The 16466-nt window shown below is 72.8% G+C and carries 14 protein-coding genes; 3 read left to right on the top strand and 11 right to left on the bottom strand.

Features of this window, described 5'->3' with window-relative positions:
• Positions 1–21: 21 nt before the first annotated feature.
• The 5 genes from rplI to ACE101_RS07245 form a co-directional block, all read right to left on the bottom strand.
• Positions 22–591 (bottom strand): 50S ribosomal protein L9, encoded by a 570-nt coding sequence (gene rplI, locus ACE101_RS07265; protein ID WP_379127306.1) that lies wholly within the window; start codon positions 589–591, stop codon positions 22–24.
• Positions 592–654: 63 nt separating this feature from the next.
• Positions 655–1611: a DUF2232 domain-containing protein gene (locus ACE101_RS07260; protein ID WP_379127303.1), complete on the bottom strand. Its 957-nt coding sequence runs from the start codon at positions 1609–1611 to the stop codon at positions 655–657.
• A gap of 104 nt (positions 1612–1715) precedes the next feature.
• Positions 1716–1964: a 30S ribosomal protein S18 gene (gene rpsR, locus ACE101_RS07255; RefSeq protein WP_015931139.1), complete on the bottom strand. Its 249-nt coding sequence runs from the start codon at positions 1962–1964 to the stop codon at positions 1716–1718.
• Between the two features lie 2 nt (positions 1965–1966).
• The gene (gene rpsF, locus ACE101_RS07250) at positions 1967–2389 is read right to left on the bottom strand and encodes a 30S ribosomal protein S6 (protein ID WP_379127300.1); all 423 of its coding nucleotides are present in this window, start codon (positions 2387–2389) and stop codon (positions 1967–1969) included.
• Positions 2390–2656: 267 nt separating this feature from the next.
• Positions 2657–5404, bottom strand: a complete 2748-nt coding sequence (locus ACE101_RS07245) for a bifunctional acetate--CoA ligase family protein/GNAT family N-acetyltransferase (RefSeq protein ID WP_379127297.1) — start codon at positions 5402–5404, stop codon at positions 2657–2659.
• Positions 5405–5661: 257 nt separating this feature from the next.
• Here ACE101_RS07245 and ACE101_RS07240 point away from each other — a divergent pair, with 257 nt between their 5' ends.
• Positions 5662–6531, top strand: coding sequence for a peptidylprolyl isomerase (locus ACE101_RS07240; RefSeq protein ID WP_379127295.1), 870 nt, complete (start codon positions 5662–5664; stop codon positions 6529–6531).
• 132 nt (positions 6532–6663) lie between these two features.
• Here the strand turns inward: ACE101_RS07240 and ACE101_RS07235 are convergent, their stop codons facing one another.
• Positions 6664–7122 (bottom strand): MaoC family dehydratase, encoded by a 459-nt coding sequence (locus ACE101_RS07235; protein WP_379127292.1) that lies wholly within the window; start codon positions 7120–7122, stop codon positions 6664–6666.
• Positions 7123–7304: 182 nt separating this feature from the next.
• Here ACE101_RS07235 and ACE101_RS07230 point away from each other — a divergent pair, with 182 nt between their 5' ends.
• Together ACE101_RS07230 and aqpZ are read left to right on the top strand one after the other, a co-directional pair.
• Positions 7305–8393: an inositol-3-phosphate synthase gene (locus tag ACE101_RS07230; RefSeq protein WP_379127289.1), complete on the top strand. Its 1089-nt coding sequence runs from the start codon at positions 7305–7307 to the stop codon at positions 8391–8393.
• Between the two features lie 198 nt (positions 8394–8591).
• Positions 8592–9326, top strand: coding sequence for an aquaporin Z (aqpZ, locus tag ACE101_RS07225; protein WP_379127286.1), 735 nt, complete (start codon positions 8592–8594; stop codon positions 9324–9326).
• A gap of 3 nt (positions 9327–9329) precedes the next feature.
• Here aqpZ and ung read toward each other — a convergent pair whose 3' ends face one another.
• The 5 genes from ung to ACE101_RS07200 all read right to left on the bottom strand — a co-directional run bounded on the left by ung (position 9330) and on the right by ACE101_RS07200 (position 16357).
• Positions 9330–10034 carry a uracil-DNA glycosylase gene (ung, locus tag ACE101_RS07220; protein WP_379127283.1) on the bottom strand — a complete coding sequence of 235 codons (705 nt, stop codon included), beginning with the start codon at positions 10032–10034 and terminating at the stop codon, positions 9330–9332.
• A gap of 11 nt (positions 10035–10045) precedes the next feature.
• A complete protein-coding gene (locus ACE101_RS07215) occupies positions 10046–11566 on the bottom strand; it encodes a bifunctional metallophosphatase/5'-nucleotidase (RefSeq protein WP_379127281.1) in 1521 nt (506 codons plus the stop codon).
• Between the two features lie 131 nt (positions 11567–11697).
• Entirely contained in the window at positions 11698–12270 is a 573-nt protein-coding gene (locus ACE101_RS07210) for a hypothetical protein (protein ID WP_379127278.1), read from the bottom strand.
• Positions 12270–14321, bottom strand: coding sequence for a hypothetical protein (locus tag ACE101_RS07205; protein ID WP_379127275.1), 2052 nt, complete (start codon positions 14319–14321; stop codon positions 12270–12272). Before ACE101_RS07205 ends, ACE101_RS07210 begins: the two co-directional genes overlap by 1 nt.
• Positions 14318–16357 carry a hypothetical protein gene (locus ACE101_RS07200; protein WP_379127273.1) on the bottom strand — a complete coding sequence of 680 codons (2040 nt, stop codon included), beginning with the start codon at positions 16355–16357 and terminating at the stop codon, positions 14318–14320. Before ACE101_RS07200 ends, ACE101_RS07205 begins: the two co-directional genes overlap by 4 nt.
• Between the last annotated feature and the right edge of the window lie 109 nt (positions 16358–16466).

The following is a 16466-nucleotide window of genomic DNA, read 5'->3' as shown; positions in this document are numbered from 1 at the left end:
GAGGCCCCGGGGCAACGGTTCTCAGCGGTCGTCGGCCTCGGGGCCGGCCTCGGCCAGGGCGGCGCCGACCTCCAGGCCGAGCTCCTCCAGGTCGAGTTCCTCGCGGACCACGGTCGACTCGCCGCGGGCCTGGCGCTCGGCCTCCTCGGGGCTGCGGGCGACGTTGACGGTCACCGTCACCTCGACCTCGGGGTGCAGCACCACCGGGACGGTGTGGAGGCCGAGCGTCTTGATCGGCTGGTTGAGGCTGAACTGCTCGCGCGAGACGGTGAAGCCGTTCTGCGTCAGCACCTCGGCGAGGTCGCGCGTCGAGACCGAGCCGTAGAGCACGCCGGTCTCGCCCGACTGCCGGATCAGCACGAAGCTCTGGCCGCCGAGCTTGTCGGCCACGGCCTGCGCCTCGGTGCGGCGCTCGAGGTTGCGGGCCTCGAGCTGGGCGCGCTGGTCCTCGAAGCGCTTCTTGTTCGCCTCGGTGGCGCGCAGGGCCTTGCCGCGGGCGAGCAGGTAGTTGCGGGCGAAGCCCGGGCGGACCTTCACGGTCTCGCCCATCTGGCCGAGCTTGGCCACGCGCTCGAGCAGGATCACTTCCATCGTCGTCACTCCTTGTTGATGATGGGAGACAGGGGAGCGTGCCCATGAGGGCACGCCGTGAGGTCAGGCGGTCGGCGCCTCCGCCGGGGCGCGGCGCCGGCCGAGCAGCGTGTCGGCGAGCCCGAACAAGGTCAGGGCCGTCAGCGCGATGCCCTGGGTGAGCAGGAGCAGCACGTAGAGGCCGATCAGCAGCGGGGTGCGGCCGGGGCGGCCGCGGCTGCGGTCGTGGATGGCGGCGAGGCCCTGGAGGGCGAAGGCCGCGCAGAGCGCCCCGACGAGGCCGACCCCGAAGGTGCCGGGAAAGCCGGGCGCGAGAGCGAGCACCACGGCGCCCGCGAGCCCCCACAGCAGCCGCCGCGGCATCTGCGTGGCGGGGAGGTCCGGCCACGGCCGCGGCAGGCGGCCGGAGAGGTGCACGATGCGCGCGGCCGCCCAGAGATAGAACACGAGGAGCAGCGTGAAGGTCACGCCCATCACCGCCGGCGCAAGGCGCGCGAGGCGGTCGGCGACCCGCACCACGTCCTCCTCCGGCAGGGCGCCGCCGGGCTGCACGCTCTGCATCTCGATCTGCATCACCGCGCGGGCGATGCGGCGGATGCGGTCCTCGTAGGCCGCGTGATCGCCGGAGGTGAGCAGCACGACGAGGATGAGGGCGACCGCCGCCGTCACCGCGGTCCAGGCGAGGAGCCGGCCCAGCGGATACCATTCGAGGGCGCCCGGCTGGCCGCCCGCGGCCGGACGGCCGAGCAGGGCGAGATAGGCGAGCCACCACGCGGGCAGGGCGGTGGAGACCAGGAAGGCGAGGCCGCGCAGGGGCGAGGCGGCGAGCATCAGGGCGAGCGTGCCGGTCGCGGCGGCGACGAGGCCCGTCCGATGGCTCCAGCCGAGCGCCACGATGACGATCGGGACCGGCGCCAGCAGGTAGAGGAGGAGCGCGAGCGGCGTCGCCGTGACGATCACTCCGATGAGGAGCGCCGAGGCGAGGCCGGCGACCACGCCGATGCCGAGAGAGGAAGCCATCGATCCATCCGCTGTCCCGCTGCCAGGATGGCAGGGTTAGGGGCCTGATGCCCCAACGACCCCGGCGGCCTCGTGACCGCCGGGTTCAGGAGTTGCGATCCAGGTTAGCGGATCACGTAGGGGAGGAAGCCGAGGAAGCGGGCGCGCTTGATCGCCTGGGCGAGCTCGCGCTGCTTCTTGGCCGACACCGCCGTGATGCGGGAGGGAACGATCTTGCCGCGCTCCGAGACGTAGCGGGAGAGCAGCTTCACGTCCTTGTAGTCGATCTTCGGGGCGTTCGGGCCCGAGAACGGGCAGGTCTTGCGCCGACGGAAGAACGGACGGCGGCCACCGCCACCAGCACCGAATGCCATGATCAGTTCTCCTCGTTCCGGTCGCCGCCAGCACCGCCGCCGCCGCTGAAGCCGTCATCGTCACGGCGCCGGCCGCGCTCGCGGTCCTTGCGCTCGTCGCGGTCACGCTTCTGCATCATCGCGGAGGGCTCGGTCTCCAGCGCCTCGACCCGGATGGTGATGAAGCGCAGGATGTCCTCCGAGATCCGCATCTGCCGCTCCATCTCGGCCAGGGCCGCCGGGGGAGCGTCGATGTTGAGGAGGGTGAAGTGGGCCTTGCGGTTCTTCTTGATGCGGTAGGCGAGGGACTTCACGCCCCACATCTCGGTCTTCTCGACCTTGCCGCCGTTCGACTCGATGACGCCCTTGTAGGTCTCGATCATCGTTTCGACTTGCTGCGAGGTCACGTCCTGGCGCGCCAGGAACACGTGCTCGTAGAGAGCCATGGTGGGCCTTTCGTCGGAGTGGAGCCGTCGTGCCGGAGGAATCTCTGGCGGTCGGGCCGGTTCTCTGTCGCGTCGCACGGCGCCAAGCCCTTCGAGCCTGCAAAGGCCCGAGCGGTTGTTCGAAGGCGGAGACACGGGACGCCGGGGCGTTGCGGCCCCCCATGCCGACGAGCGGCACCGTCCGTTCAGCCCCCGGCCGGAGCGAACGCGAGGCGCGCCCTATAGCAGGTTTTCGGCGCGGAGCAAGCGGTCGGAGCCGTCCTGATCTCAGCTTTCGCCGGCGGGCCGCGCCGAATCCAGGGCCAGCTGCACCAGCATCAGCTCGGGATCGGACGGGTCGGTGCGCACCGTGAAGCCGAGCTTGCGGCACATGGCGAGCATCGTGCTGTTCTCGCGCAGCACCTGTCCCTCCACGTGGCGGATGCCTTCGGTCCGCGCCCAGTCGATCATCAGGCCCATCAGCAGCCAGCCGAGCCCGATGCCCTTGAGGTCCGAGCGGATCAGGATCGCGTATTCGCCGGTCTCGTGGTTGGCATCCGCGTGGAGACGGACCGCGCCCAGCATCGCACCGGTCTCCTCGTCGATGGCCACGAAGGCGATGGCGCGAGCGTAATCGAGCTGGGTGAGCCGGGCGAGGAAGGCGTGGCTGAAGTCGCGCACCGGCGCGAAGAAGCGCAGGCGCAGGTCCGTCTCGCTCACGTGCCGGAAGAACTCCTCGAACAGGCTCTCGTCCTCCGGCCGCACCGGGCGGATGAAGACGCGCATGGTGTCGAGGGCGATCCGGCGTTCCCACTCGGTCGGGTAGGGCCGCACCGCGAAGCGGGCATGGCTCGGGCCGCGCCCCGCGTCCCGGCGCGGGGCGGCCTGCGGCGGCGCCACCGCCACCCGGGCATCCACCGCGATCACGCCGGTCTCGTCGGCGAGCAGCGGGTTGATGTCGAGTTCGCGCACCTCCGGCAGGTCGGCGGCGAGCTGGGCGATCTTCACGAGGACGAGGGCGATGGCCCGCTCGTCCGCCGCCGCGACGTCGCGATAGGCCTTGAGCCGGCGCGAGACGCGGGTGCGGCCGATCAGCTCGGCGGCGAGCCGCAGGTCGAGGGGCGGCAGGGCGAGCGCCCGGTCGTCGATCACCTCGACCGCGGTGCCGCCGCGCCCGAACACCACCACGGGGCCGAAGACCGGATCGTCGGTGAGCCCCGCGATCAGCTCGCGGGCCTTGCGGCGGCGCAGCATCGGCTGGACCACGAAGCCGGCGAGGGCCGCGTCCGGACGGTCGCGGGCCGCGCGGGCCAGGATCTCGGCCGCGGCCTCGCGCACGGCGGCCTCGCTCGTGAGGTCGAGATGCACCCCGCCGACATCCGACTTGTGCACGATGGCGGGCGAGACGACCTTCAGCGCCACCGTCCCGCCCGCGGCGATGATCGGCCAAGCGGCCTCGGCGGCCGCGTCGGCATCCTCCGCGAAATGCACCGGCAGCGTCGGGATCGCGTAGGCGGCGAACAGCCCGGCCACCTCGCGGGGATCGAGCCAGCTGCGCCCCGCCGCGACGGCCGCCCCGACGATCGCCCGCGCCGCCGCCACGTCCGGGGAGAAGTCCTGCGGCAGCGAATCGGGCGTCTTCATCAGGTCGTCCTGCGCCTCGCGGTAGCGCACGAGGTGCATGAAGCCTTCGACGGCCTCCGCGTCGGTGGCGAAGCGGGGGATGCCGGCCTCGCCGAGCGCCACCGTGGCCGCGGCGCCATCCCCGACCGAGACCGCGAAGACGGGTTTCGCCCGGAAGCTCGTCTTGCGCCCGCGGCGCACCGCCTCCGCCACCGCGCCGGCCACCGCCTGACCGGTCGAGAGGGCGGTCGGCACGTTGATGACGAGCACGGCGTCGTTCTCGCGGTCGGCGAGGAGCGCATCGAGGGCGGCCGCGTAACGCGCGCCACCCGCATCGGCGCCGAGATCGAGGGGGTTGTTCCAGGTCCCGGGTTCGAGTCCGGTGGCGGGCAGGGTCGCGTCCAGCCGCTCGCGCGTCTCGGCGGAGAGCGCGGCGAGCGTGCCGCCGAGATCCATCAGCCGGTCCACCGCGAGGGCCCCGAGGCCCCGGCCGTTCGCCGCGATGGCGAGGCGCTTGCCGGGAAAGGGGCGCTGGCGTCCGAGGGTCTCGACCGCCGAGAACATCTCGTGCAGGGCGTTGACCCGCAGCAGGCCGGCGCGCCGGAAGGCGGCGTCGTAGACCGCATCGGGCTTGGCCAGGGTGCCGCTGTGGGTGGCCGCCCGCCCGTTCCCGGGCCAGGTCTCGGAACGTCCCGAGCGCAGGACCACCACGGGCTTGGCGCGCGCGGCGGCCCGCGCCGCCGACATGAATTTCGGCGCGTCGTGCAGGGTCTCCAGATGGAGCAGGATCGCCCGGGTGCCGCGATCGGCGGCGAAATGGTCGAGGCAATCCGCGACGTCGACGTCCAGGGCGAGCCCGAGGGAGACGACGGCCGAGAAGCCGTAGCCGCGTCCGCCCGCCCATTCGGCGATGCCCGCCGCGACCGTGCGCGACTGGGCGATGAGCGCGAGATCGCCCTTGGGCGGCAGATGGGCGAGGAGGCTGGCATTGAGCTTCGCGCCCGGGATGGCGAGGCCCATGCATTCGGGCCCGAGCAGGCGCAGCCCGTATTGCCGCGCCGAGCGCCGCGCGGCCTCGGCGGCGGATCCCTCGCCGGCACCGAGGCGCGCCGAGACGATGACGCCGCCGCCGCATCCGCGCGCGCCCGCCGCCGCGACCACCTCCGGCACCGTCTCGGCGGGGGAGACCATCACCACGAGGTCGGCGGGCTCCGGCAGGTCCGACACGGTCGCAATGCAGGGCAGGCCGTCGATCTCGGCATGCTGCGGGTTCACCGGCCAGATCGGCCCCGGGAAGCCCGCCTCGCGCAGGTTGCGCAGGATCGCCGCGCCGAAGGAGCCCGGCCGCGGGCTCGCGCCGACGAGCGCGACCGAGCGCGGGGCGAGGATCCGCTCGAAGCGATAGGTGCTCATCGGGACTGCTCCCCGGGGCGGCCCGCCCGGAGCCGCCCGGCCCCGGATGCCCCTGCCGGGCGATCGCTCGCGCCCATCCGCTCCTCCTCAAGCCCGTCCGTCATCAACCCCGCCGATCATACGGGATTCCGCGGCCCGGCGTTCCGCCGCGGCCCCGCGACTCTCCCGCGACTCTCTTGTGTTGCCGGGCGATCTGCGCCACCTGTCCGCCGCGCTCCGTCCGAGACGGACACGACACGAGGCGCAAGGATCGTCCGATGCAGACCTTTTCCCTCCTCTGGCGCACGGCCGCCCTCGCGCTCGGCCTCGCCCTCCCGGCCGCGGCGCAGACCGGCGCGGCCCCCGCGCAGGCTCCCGACGCGGTGGTCGCCCGCGTGAACGGCGCCCCCGTAACGGCCGGCGACCTCGCGGTGGCGGCCGACGATCCGGCCCTCTCCCTGCCCGGCGTGAGCGACGAGCAGAAGAAGGGCCTCCTCGTCGACTACATGGTGGACCTCAAGCTCGGCGCCCAGGCGGCCGAGAAGGCCAAGATCGGCGAGAACCCGGACTTCACCCGCAAGCTCGCCTATTTCCGCGACAAGCTGCTCCTCGACGAGTACCTGGAGCGCGAGGCCAAGAAGGCGGTGACGCCCGAGGCCGCCCGCAGCCTCTACGACGAGACCGTCAAGACGCTGAAGCCCGAGGAGGAGGTGCATGCGCGCCACATCCTCGTGGAGAGCGAGGCCGAGGCGAAGAAGATCGCCGGCCGCATCAAGGGCGGCGAGGATTTCGCGAAGATCGCCGCGGAGACCTCGAAGGATCCCGGCTCGAAGGCCGAGGGCGGCGATCTCGGCTGGTTCACCAAGGAGCGCATGGTCCCGGCCTTCGCCGAGGCGGCCTTCAAGCTCGATGCCGGCAAGGTCTCGGACCCGGTGAAGACCCAGTTCGGCTGGCACGTCATCAAGGTCGAGGAGAAGCGCACCAAGCCGGTGCCGGGCTTCGACGAGATGAAGGAGCAGATCGACACCTATCTCACCCGCAAGACGCAGCAGGACATCATCACCAAGCTGCGCGAGCAGGCGAAGATCGAGAAGACCGCCGCGGCTCCGAAGGCCGAGGAGCCGAAGAAGGACGACGCGAAGAAGTAGGCTGCCGCGGCCCGGCCGCTCAGCAGGTTGCGCAACAAGGGTCGGGTTTTGCGACGAAACCCGCGCTACATCGGGAACCTGAGCGGACGAAGCGGTGGCACGACGACGCGCGTCTGCTGAGAGCGGCCGGGCTCACCAATGGTGCAGCACCACGGCCTCGGCGAGGCAGGCGGGCTTGTCCTGCCCGTCGAGCTCCACGCTGACCCCGTAGGTGACGCGCAGGCCCCGCGGCGGCACCGGGCTCGCCGCGGCGAGCCGCACCCGCCCGCGCAGGCGTGCGCCGGACAGGACGGGCGCCGGGAAGCGGACCCGGTCGAGCCCGTAATTCAGGCTGAGCCGCAATCCCTCCAGCCGGCGCACGTCCGCGATGAAGCGCGGCACCAGCGACAGCGTCAGGTAGCCGTGCGCCACGGTGGTGCCGTAGGGCGATTCGCGCGCCGCCCGCTCCGGGTCGACATGGATCCACTGGTGATCCCCCGTCGCCTCCGCGAAGCGGTCGATCATCGCCTGATCGACGGTGATCCACTCGCCGACGCCGATCTCCTCGCCGAGCGCCGCCATCAGGGCCTCGGGCCGGTCGAATATCCGCATGCTGTCCTCCCGCGCCGAGCCTACGGGGTTCCGGCCACGCTGGCGATGTGTGCGGCGCGGGGGATGATACTCCCAGAGAGTGTTCTACTTTCCATTCGGGCCCTGGGCGCGTCGTCCGGGGCCGCGGCTTCGTCGCGGGCCGGCACCGAGCCGCCGGACCGCTCGCCAGGGGAGTACGTGCGTTGGGACAGAGGACTCTGCGGGTCGCCATCGTGGGCGTCGGGAATTGTGCCTCGTCCTTCGTCCAGGGCCTGAGCTTCTACCGATCCGCCGATCCCGGCGAGGTGGTGCCGGGCCTGATGAACGTGGTGCTCGGCGGCTACCACGTGGCCGATGTCAGCGTGGTCGCGGCCTTCGACGTCGCCGCCTCGAAGGTCGGGCGCGACCTCGCCGAGGCGATCGGCGCCGCGCCCAACAACACCACGCGCTTCGCCGAGCTGGCGCCGACCGGGGTCACGGTCGCCCGCGGGCCGACCCTGGACGGCCTCGGCCGCTACCTGCAGGACGTGGTTCCGGAATCGCCCGAGCCCCCCGTCGACGTGGCGGCGGCCCTGGAGCGGGCCGGAGCGGAGGTGCTGGTCTCCTACCTGCCGGTGGGCTCGCAGGCCGCCACCGAGCATTACGCGGAAGCCGCCCTGAAGGCGGGCTGCGCCTTCGTGAACTGCATCCCGGTCTTCATCGCCTCCAACCCGGAATGGCGGGAGCGGTTCGCGGCGCGGGGCCTGCCGCTCATCGGCGACGACATCAAGAGCCAGGTCGGCGCCACCATCGTCCACCGGGCGCTCGCCAACCTGTTCCGCGAGCGCGGCGTCCGGCTCGACCGCACCTACCAGCTGAACTTCGGCGGCAATTCCGATTTCCGCAACATGCTCGAACGCGAGCGCCTCGAATCGAAGAAGATCTCGAAGACCCAGGCCGTCACGAGCCAGCTCGATGCGCCGCTCGCCCCCGGCGACATCCATGTCGGCCCGAGCGACTACGTGCCCTGGCTGACCGACCGGAAATGGGCGCATATCCGCCTCGAAGGCACGGCGTTCGGGGGCGTGCCGCTCAACCTCGAACTCAAGCTCGAGGTCTGGGACTCGCCGAATTCCGCCGGCGTCGTCATCGACGCGGTGCGCTGCGCGGGGCTCGCCCGCGACCGCGGCCTCGGCGGCGCCCTCGTCGGCCCGTCGAGCTGGTTCATGAAGTCGCCGCCGCGGCAATTCACCGATGAGGAGGCCCGCCTGCGCACCCTGCGCTTCGTCGCCGGAGAAACCGAGCCCGACTGAGAAACACCGCGGAGACGCGCAATCGCCCCAGGTCGTGGCAAGTACATTCATGTCCGTCGACTTGCCAACCGACCGCCCCCGCGTATGCTGGCAGGCGTGATCAAGCGGCTGAACTGGCCCTCACATCGGCGGCGCCGCTGACCCGCCGCGCCATGCCGATGACGGCTGCCCACGCCGCGATCGAGTGGGGAGGCCATCATGATCATGCGCAGATGCGCGGCTGAGGCGATCGGCACGTTCTGGCTCACCTTCGGCGGCTGCGGCAGCGCGGTGATCGCCGCCGGCTTCCCGGAAGTCGGGATCGGGCTCCTCGGCGTCGCCTTCGCCTTCGGGCTCACCGTCGTCACCATGGCCTATGCCATCGGCCACATCTCCGGCTGCCACCTCAACCCCGCCGTCACGGTCGGGCTCGCCGCAGGCGGGCGCTTCCCGACCCGGGACATCGGGCCCTACGTCGCCGCCCAGCTCATCGGCGCCGTCCTCGCCGCGGCCCTGCTCTACGCCATCGCCAGCGGCGCGCCGGGCTTCGACCTCGCCAAGGGCTTCGCCGCCAACGGCTACGGCGAGCACTCGCCCGGCCGCTACGGCCTCCTCGCCTGCCTCCTGGCCGAGGGGGTGCTGACCATGATGTTCCTGTTCATCATCATGGGGGCGACGCACGGCAAGGCGCCGGTGGGCTTCGCGCCGCTGGCCATCGGGCTCGGGCTCACGCTGATCCACCTCGTGGGCATCCCGATCACCAACCTCTCGGTCAACCCCGCCCGCAGCACCGGCCCGGCGCTGTTCGTCGGCGGCTGGGCCATCGCCCAGCTCTGGCTGTTCTGGCTGGCGCCCCTCGTCGGCGGCATGATCGGCGGCGTCCTCTACCGCTGGCTCTCCGAGGAGCCCGCCGCCCAGGTCACCGGGATACCCGCGAAGGCCCCGGCGGCCTGAGCCTCACGCGAGGCGCCAGTCGATCGGCGGGAGGCCGCGCTCTGCCAGCCAGACATTCGCTCGACCGAAGGGCCGGCTGCCGCGGAAATCCGCCCGCCGGTTGAGGGGCGAGGGATGGCCCGCCTCCAGCACGAGGTGCTTGGTGCGGTCGATCAGGGCCGCCCGCTGGCGGGCGGGCGCCCCCCAGAGCAGGAAGGCGACGGCCGGCTGCTCCGCCGAGACCGCCGCCACCGCCTGATCGGTGAGGGCCGACCAGCCGAGCTTGAGATGCGCGCCGGCCTTGCCGGCCTCCACCGTGAGGGCGGCGTTGAGGAGCAGCACACCCTGCCGCGCCCAGGCCGAAAGGTCGCCGGAGGCCGGCAGGGGACTTCCCGTCTCCTCGGCCATCTCGGCGAGGATGACCTTGAGCGAAGCCGGCAGCCGCCGCCCGCCCCGGTACGAGAAGGCGAGCCCGTGCGCGTCGCCGGGCGTGGGATAGGGATCCTGTCCGAGGATCACCGCGCGCACCCGATCGAGGGGCGTCAGGGTCAGGGCGGCGAAGATCGATTCGGGCGGCGGCAGCACCGTCGCCCCGGTCTCCCGGCGGGCATCGACCGCGGCGGCGACCCGCTCGGCGCTGCCGTCCCGGAAGAAGGGCAGGGCGAGCCAGGGCGATCCGCTGGCTTGGAAGCGGGAGAGCGCCCCCGCGACGGTGTCGGTCTGAGGCATGCGGCGAAGCGTCAGCGGATCCGGATGCGGCCGGTCTCGATGGTGAGCGGCGCGGACTTGCGGATGTAGGTCATCACCGCGTTCGCGACGAGCGTCCCGTCCGTCGCCCCGATCAGGGTGCGGCCCTCGGCGAGCATCCCGTAGCCGTTGCCGCCACCCAGCATGAAGTTGTTCGCGGCGACCCGGTAGCGGCGCTCCGGATCGAGAGGCTCGCCGCCGACCCGGACCTCGCCGACCCGCCGACCCGCCGGATCGGCCGCCGTCACGGCGACGCTGAGGCCCGAGACCTGCGGGAAGCGCCCCGCCGTCCGCCCGACTTCGAGGAAGCCGTTCTCCAGGGCGGCGCGGAGCTGCGCCCCGGTGATCTCGACGAGGACGAGGGTGTTGCCGAAGGGCAGTTCGGTCAGCACGTCGCGCCGGGTGAGCACGCTGCCGGCCGGATAGAGCCGGTTGCCGCGGATCCCGCCGCCATTGGCGATCGCGACCTCGGCGCCGGCGGCATCGCGCAAAGCATCCGCCACGAGGTCGCCGAACGCCGTCTCCGCGGCGCGCACCGCGCTGATGCGGGTATCGAGGTCGGTGTCGGTCCGGCCGAGGGGCACGTCGAGTTCCCGCGACAGCTCGGCTTCGAGACGGTCCACCGCCGCCTGCACCGCCGGATCGGGCTCGATCTCGCTCGAATCATGGACCCGGAAGCGCGGCGTCCAGACGATCCGGCGCTCCTTGCCCTGGCCGAGCATCTCCAGCCGGATGTCGATCGCCGTGACGTAGTAGGCCTCCTCGCTCGATTCGACGAAGACGGTGCGGCCGTCGTAGCGCAGGGCGAGGTCGTGGTCGTGGCCGGACAGCACCACATCGGCGAGGCGGCTCGCCACCAGGGCCTCGTCGGTCGGCCGGTCGGTATGCGTCACCGCCACGACGAAGGCGGCGCCCGCCGCGCGCAAGCGCCCCGCCTCCCGGCGCAGGGTGTCGAGGGCCGGGCCGAAGCGCCAGTCGCCGGATTGGGATTTCGTCGGCGTCTCGGGCAGCGCGATCCCGACGACGCCGACCTTCACCGGGCCGAGATCGAGCAGGGTCGAATCCTTCACCCCCGGTATCGGCGAACCGTCCGCCTGCCGCAGATTCGCGGCGAAGCACGGAAAGGTCGCCTCGGCCATCCGCTCGCGGAACACCGCCTGGCCGAAATCGAACTCGTGGTTGCCGGGCACGAAGACGTCCGGCTGGATCATGTTGGTGAGTTCGACGATGTGCCGGCCCTTGTCGATGCCCGACATCAGCGAGGGCGAGAGCGTGTCGCCCGCGTGGCAGACGAGGACCGGGACGCCGCGGGCCCGCTCCTTGCGCACGATCGCGGCCAGCTTCGGGAAGCCGCCGCGGCCGTCGAGCGCGCCCATCCGGTAGATGTCGTTGACGAGGACCAGGGTGAAATCCGTGTCGGGGCCGAGCGCCTGCGCCGCGCCGGGCGCGAGCGCAGCGGTCAGCCCGGCTCCGAGGCCGAAGCCGAAGGTCGCGCGGCGGGTGGGATGGGGCATCGCAGCAGGGCTCGCGGGGTTTTCGAAGCGGGCCTCTTCTGTGGCCGAGCTTGTTGACCGAGGGAAGACGTCCCGGGCAAGACATGCTGAGGACGACATGACGGGGAAGACATGCCGCGGACGCCATCCCGTCAGGGCGCCTCGGGCAGGCCGACGAAGCGGCGGTCGGTGTCGAAGAGCCGCGCCGTGTCCCGGGCGGTGCGCATGAAGCGCTCCCCCTGCGGCGTGAGCCGGTAGCCGCCCTCCCGGCGCACGAGGTTGCCGGAGGCGACCTGCTCGTCGAGCCGGCGCTGGATCTGCGCCCAGTCGCCCACATAGGTGCGCACGAAGGCGTCGCGCAGAGCCGGCTCGTCGAGGGGGCCGGGCGCCGCCGCGAAGCGGCTGAGGACGAAGACCGAGATCGACCGATCGACGGTGACGGGCCCGAGGGTGAAGGCGGCGAGCAGCAGCGCCACCGCCGTGACGCTCGCCCCGACCGTCTCGCGCGGCGTGAGGCCGAGGCGCGGGACGCGTGCGAGCCCCGCCAACCCCGCGACGAGCAGCCCGAAGGTCAGGGCGAGGGCGGCGATGCCGCGGTAGAACAGGATCGGGATCCCGGCGAACAGGCCCGCGCGGATGATGGCGAGGAACAGGGCCGTCCCGAGGCCGAGAGCGAGGCCGTAGACGAGGGCGGCGGCGAGGACGCCGCGGAGCAGACGGGACATCAGCGGGCCGCCTCCGGGCCGGGCACGGCGAAGACCATCACGCCGGGATTGGCATAGACCGGCCGGATCGTTCGCGGCCACGCCGCGGGCGCGGCGAAGACCGGATCCCGACCGGTGATCACGAGGATCCCGATCCTTTCCGCCGCCGACACCGCCATGGCCTCTCCCGCCGGGAGTTCCGTGTCGGCGAAGACGGGGATCAGCCGGGCGATGCGGGCGCGGATCGCCGGTTCGGACCCGCCGAACAGCAGGGCGTTGGCGTGATCCGCCACGGCGCTGGGGAAGTGGCCGTAGAGGCCGTAGCCGAGGGCCCGGTCGAAGTCCTGCCGCGGGTGTTCCTGCACGACGGTGCCGCGGGGGAGGTGGGCGGCGAGCCAGGACCACGCCTCGCGCTCGAACGGCAGCAGGGCGACATCCTGTCCGGTCATGGTGGCGTTGCGGCGGAACTGCACCATCCCCAAAACCTCGCCGACGAGACTGATCGCGAGGCAGGCGACGAAGGCGTCGCGCGCCCGCGGCGGGATGACGAGGGCTCGGAGGCCGGGCTGCAGCAGGCCCCGCTGGATCGCCGCGAGCGTCCAGAGCAGCAGGGCGAGCTGAGGAAACAGCATCACGCGCGTCCCGAGGTCGTTGAACAGCACCGCCGACTTGACGAAGGATCCGACGAGGAGCGCCGCCCCCGCGCAGAGGGCGAGCAGGACCGACAGCTCGCCCGTGAAGCCGCGCCGCCCCTCCAGCCGCCAGAACAGGGCGGCGCCGACCGCGAAGGCGCCGAATTCCAGGCCGTAGCTCAGCGGCAGGGCCAGGAGGTCGACGAGCCCCTGCGCGGGACCGTCGTCGGGCACGAGGCTGTCGAGAAGCGGGAAGCGACGGATCTCGACGGCGAGCGGCGCGGGGCCGCCCCCGAGGACGCGTCCGCGGACGATCGTGGCGAGCCAGGATCCGGCGAGGGCGAGGGCGAGGAGCCCGGCCGCTGCCGTACGGGCGAGGCTCGCCCCGTGCCGCAGCAGGACGAGGCGTCCGAGCCAGAGCAGCAGGCCGGCGCCGAGACCCAACGCCACGTAGATCGAGAGGCCGGCGAGCGACGCGAAGGCGAGGCCGGCGAGGACGACCCGGCGCAGGCTCCGGCCGAGGCGGGGCGGCGCCTCGTGCTCGGCCGCGAGCGCCATGAGCCCGACGAGGGCGGCGGCGAGGGCCGCGACGTGATGGGGCACCCAGAGGGCGCTGGTGAGCCACGCATCGACCGGCGTGTTCCACTGCTCGAACCCGGCGAGTCCGGCGCCCGCCCGGGGAAGGAGGCCGAGGGCGGCGATGCCGATGAGGTCGAGCCCGGTCGTCAGCAGGAGCAGCACCAGCCACGGTTCGGCGCGGGGCGCATCGGGATCGGGCGGGGCGAGCCGCGCCTGGGCGTAGACGAGGCGTGCGAGGGCGAAGAGCAGCGGTCCGGTCCAGATGGCGAGGCCGAAGGAGGCCTCGCGGCCGGAGATCAGCCCGAAACCCGCCCGCTCGATCACGGCGGTGAGCGTGTAGAAGAAATAGTAGTAGCTCGCGGGCTCGCCCGGCGCGAGGAAGGCCGGGTTGTAAGGGGGCGTTCCGGCCTCGGCGATCGCCCAGGTGGCCGCCGCGTGCTTGACGTAGTCGAGCGCCATCAGGCTCTGGACCGCGCCGCCCGGGACGGGCCAGTCCACCAGCATCGCGACGACGAACAGCGCGTGGAGCGCGACGGCGAGGGCGGTGAGCGCCAGGACGCGTGGCGGGGTCCGCTCCGGCGCCCGGCGCGCGAGGATCAGGATACCGGGAGCCGCCAGCGCCAGGGCGAGCCCGAGCATCGGCCCCGAGCCGAACCGGCCGGCGAGATCGAGCAGCACCGGCAGGCCGGCGACGCTGCACAGGGCGGCGACCGCCATTCGATCGAGGCGGGTGCGCGCCTGCGCCCAGCCGGGCGCGTCGAGGCCCTGCGCGAAGACCGCTCCCGGCGCCAGCAGCAGGGGAAGGCAGAGCGCCGCCGCGAGCAGCGTGCCGGGACCATCGTAGGGCAGGCTGGGAATCATGGTGCGCGCGCCGCGTCCGGTACCGCGAAGACCATCACGCCGGGATTGGCGTGGAGCGGCGCGAGCGTGCGGGGCCACGCGCCCGGAGCCGCGAAGACCGGATCGCGGGCGGTCACGACGAGGATCTCGATCCCCTCGGCCGCGGCGCGCCGCAGGGCCTCGCCGGAGGACAGCCGCGCATCCTCGAAGATCGGCGTCAGGCGAGCGATGCGGGCGTTCACCTCCGCATCCGTTCCGCCGAACAGGAGGCCGTTGAAGGGATCGGAGATGGCAGTCGGGAACTGTCCGTAGAGGCCGTAGCCGTAGGCGCGGCCGAGCGGCGGGTTCGGGAATTCCTGCACCACGGTCCCGGGCGGCCTTCGCGCCGCGAGCCAGGCCCAGGCCTCGCGCTCCTGCGGCAGCAGGGCGACGTCGCGCGCCTCCATCTCCGAGTTCCAGCGATACCGCGTGAACCCGTAGACCTCCCCGAGGAGGCTGACGGCGATGCAGCCGAGGAACAGGATCCGCGTGCGCGGCGTCCCCAGGCCGGGCGGGACCGGCCCGCGCACGAGCCCGCGTTGCACGGCCGCGAGCGTCCAGACCAGGGCCGCGAGCTGCGCGAGCAGCAGCACCCGCACCCCGAGGTCGTTGAACAGGATGCGCGACCGCAGGAAGGAGCCGACCAGCAGCGAGGCGACGGTGCCGAGCACCAGGAGGACGGACAGCTCGCCCGTGAGGCCGCGCCGCCGCTCCAGCCGCCAGAAGGCGAGGGCGCCCACCAGGAACGGGCCGAATTCCAGGGCGTAGTTCAGCGGCAGGGCCAGCAGGTTGACCGCCATCTGGAGCAGGCTGCCCTCCGGCATGACGGTGTCGGGGATGGTGAACCGCCGCACCTCAAGGGCGAGCGGCGCGCGACCGCCGCCGAGAACCCGCCCCTGCACGATGGTCGCGAGCCACGACCCGGCGAGCAGCAGGGCGAGGAGGCCGGATGCGAGCGCGCGGCCGAGGCTCGCCCCGTGCCGCAGCAGGACGAGGCGTCCGAGCCAGAGCAGCAGCGTCGCCGCGACGCCCATGGCGAGATAGATCGACAGGCCTGCCAGGGACGCGAAGGCGAGCCCCGCCAGGATCACGCGCCGCAGGCCGCGAGCGGCCGGCGCCTCGTGCTCGGCCGCGAGCGCCATCAGGCCGACCATCGCCGCGATGAGCGCCGCCACGTGGTGGGGCACCCAGAGCGCGCTGGTGAGCCAGGCGGACACCTCCGTGTTCCACTGCTCGAAATTGGCGAGCCAATTGCCGCCCGACAGGAGCGCGATCAGCCCGACGCCGAGGAGATCGAGCCCGGTCGCGAGGAGCAGGGCGAGGAGCCATGGTTCGGCGCGCGGAATACCAGGGCCCTCGCGCCCCAGCCGCGCCTGCGCGTAGACCACGCGGGCGAGGGCGAAGAGCAGCGGTCCGGTCCAGATGGCGAGGCCGAAGGAGGCCTCGCGGCCGGAGATCAGCCCGAAACCCGCCCGCTCGATCACGGCGGTGAGCGTGTAGAAGAAGTAGTAGTAGACGGCCGTGCGCCCCGGCTCGAACAGGGTCGGGTTGGCCGGCGGCGTGCCGGTCTGGGTGATGATCCAGGTCGCCGTCGCGTGCTTGACGTAATCGTCCATCGGCAGGCTGCGCACCGCACCGCCCGGGACGGGCCAGTCCACCAGCATCGCGACGACGAACAGCGCGTCGAGCGCGACGGCGAGGGCGGTGAGCGCCAGGACGCGCGGCGGGGTCCGCTCCGGCGCCCGGCGCGCGAGGATCAGGATACCGGGAGCCGCCAGCGCCAGGGTGAGCCCGAGCATCGGCCCCGAGCCGAACCGGCCGGCGAGATCGAGCAGCACCGGCAGGCCGGCGACGCTGCACAGGGCGGCGACCGCCATTCGATCGAGGCGGGTGCGCGCCTGCGCCCAGCCGGGCGCGTCGAGGCCCTGCGCGAAGACCGCGCCCGGCGCCAGCAGCAGGGGAAGGCAGAGCGCCGCCGCGAGCAGCGTGCCGGGACCATCGTAGGGGAGGGCGATCACAGGCCACCGTGGAGGGGACGGGCGCGGCTCCGGCGCGGCCGGTGATTCGCCGCGCCCGTCATGCGGCCAAGCTTTCGGCGGGACGGCGCGGGACGGCAACCCTCGGGAG

The organism is Methylobacterium carpenticola, from assembly GCF_042748905.1.
Lineage (GTDB): Bacteria > Pseudomonadota > Alphaproteobacteria > Rhizobiales > Beijerinckiaceae > Methylobacterium > Methylobacterium carpenticola.
The sequence above is the reverse complement of the archived record's forward strand: the minus strand, read 5'-3'. Positions and strand labels throughout refer to the sequence as shown.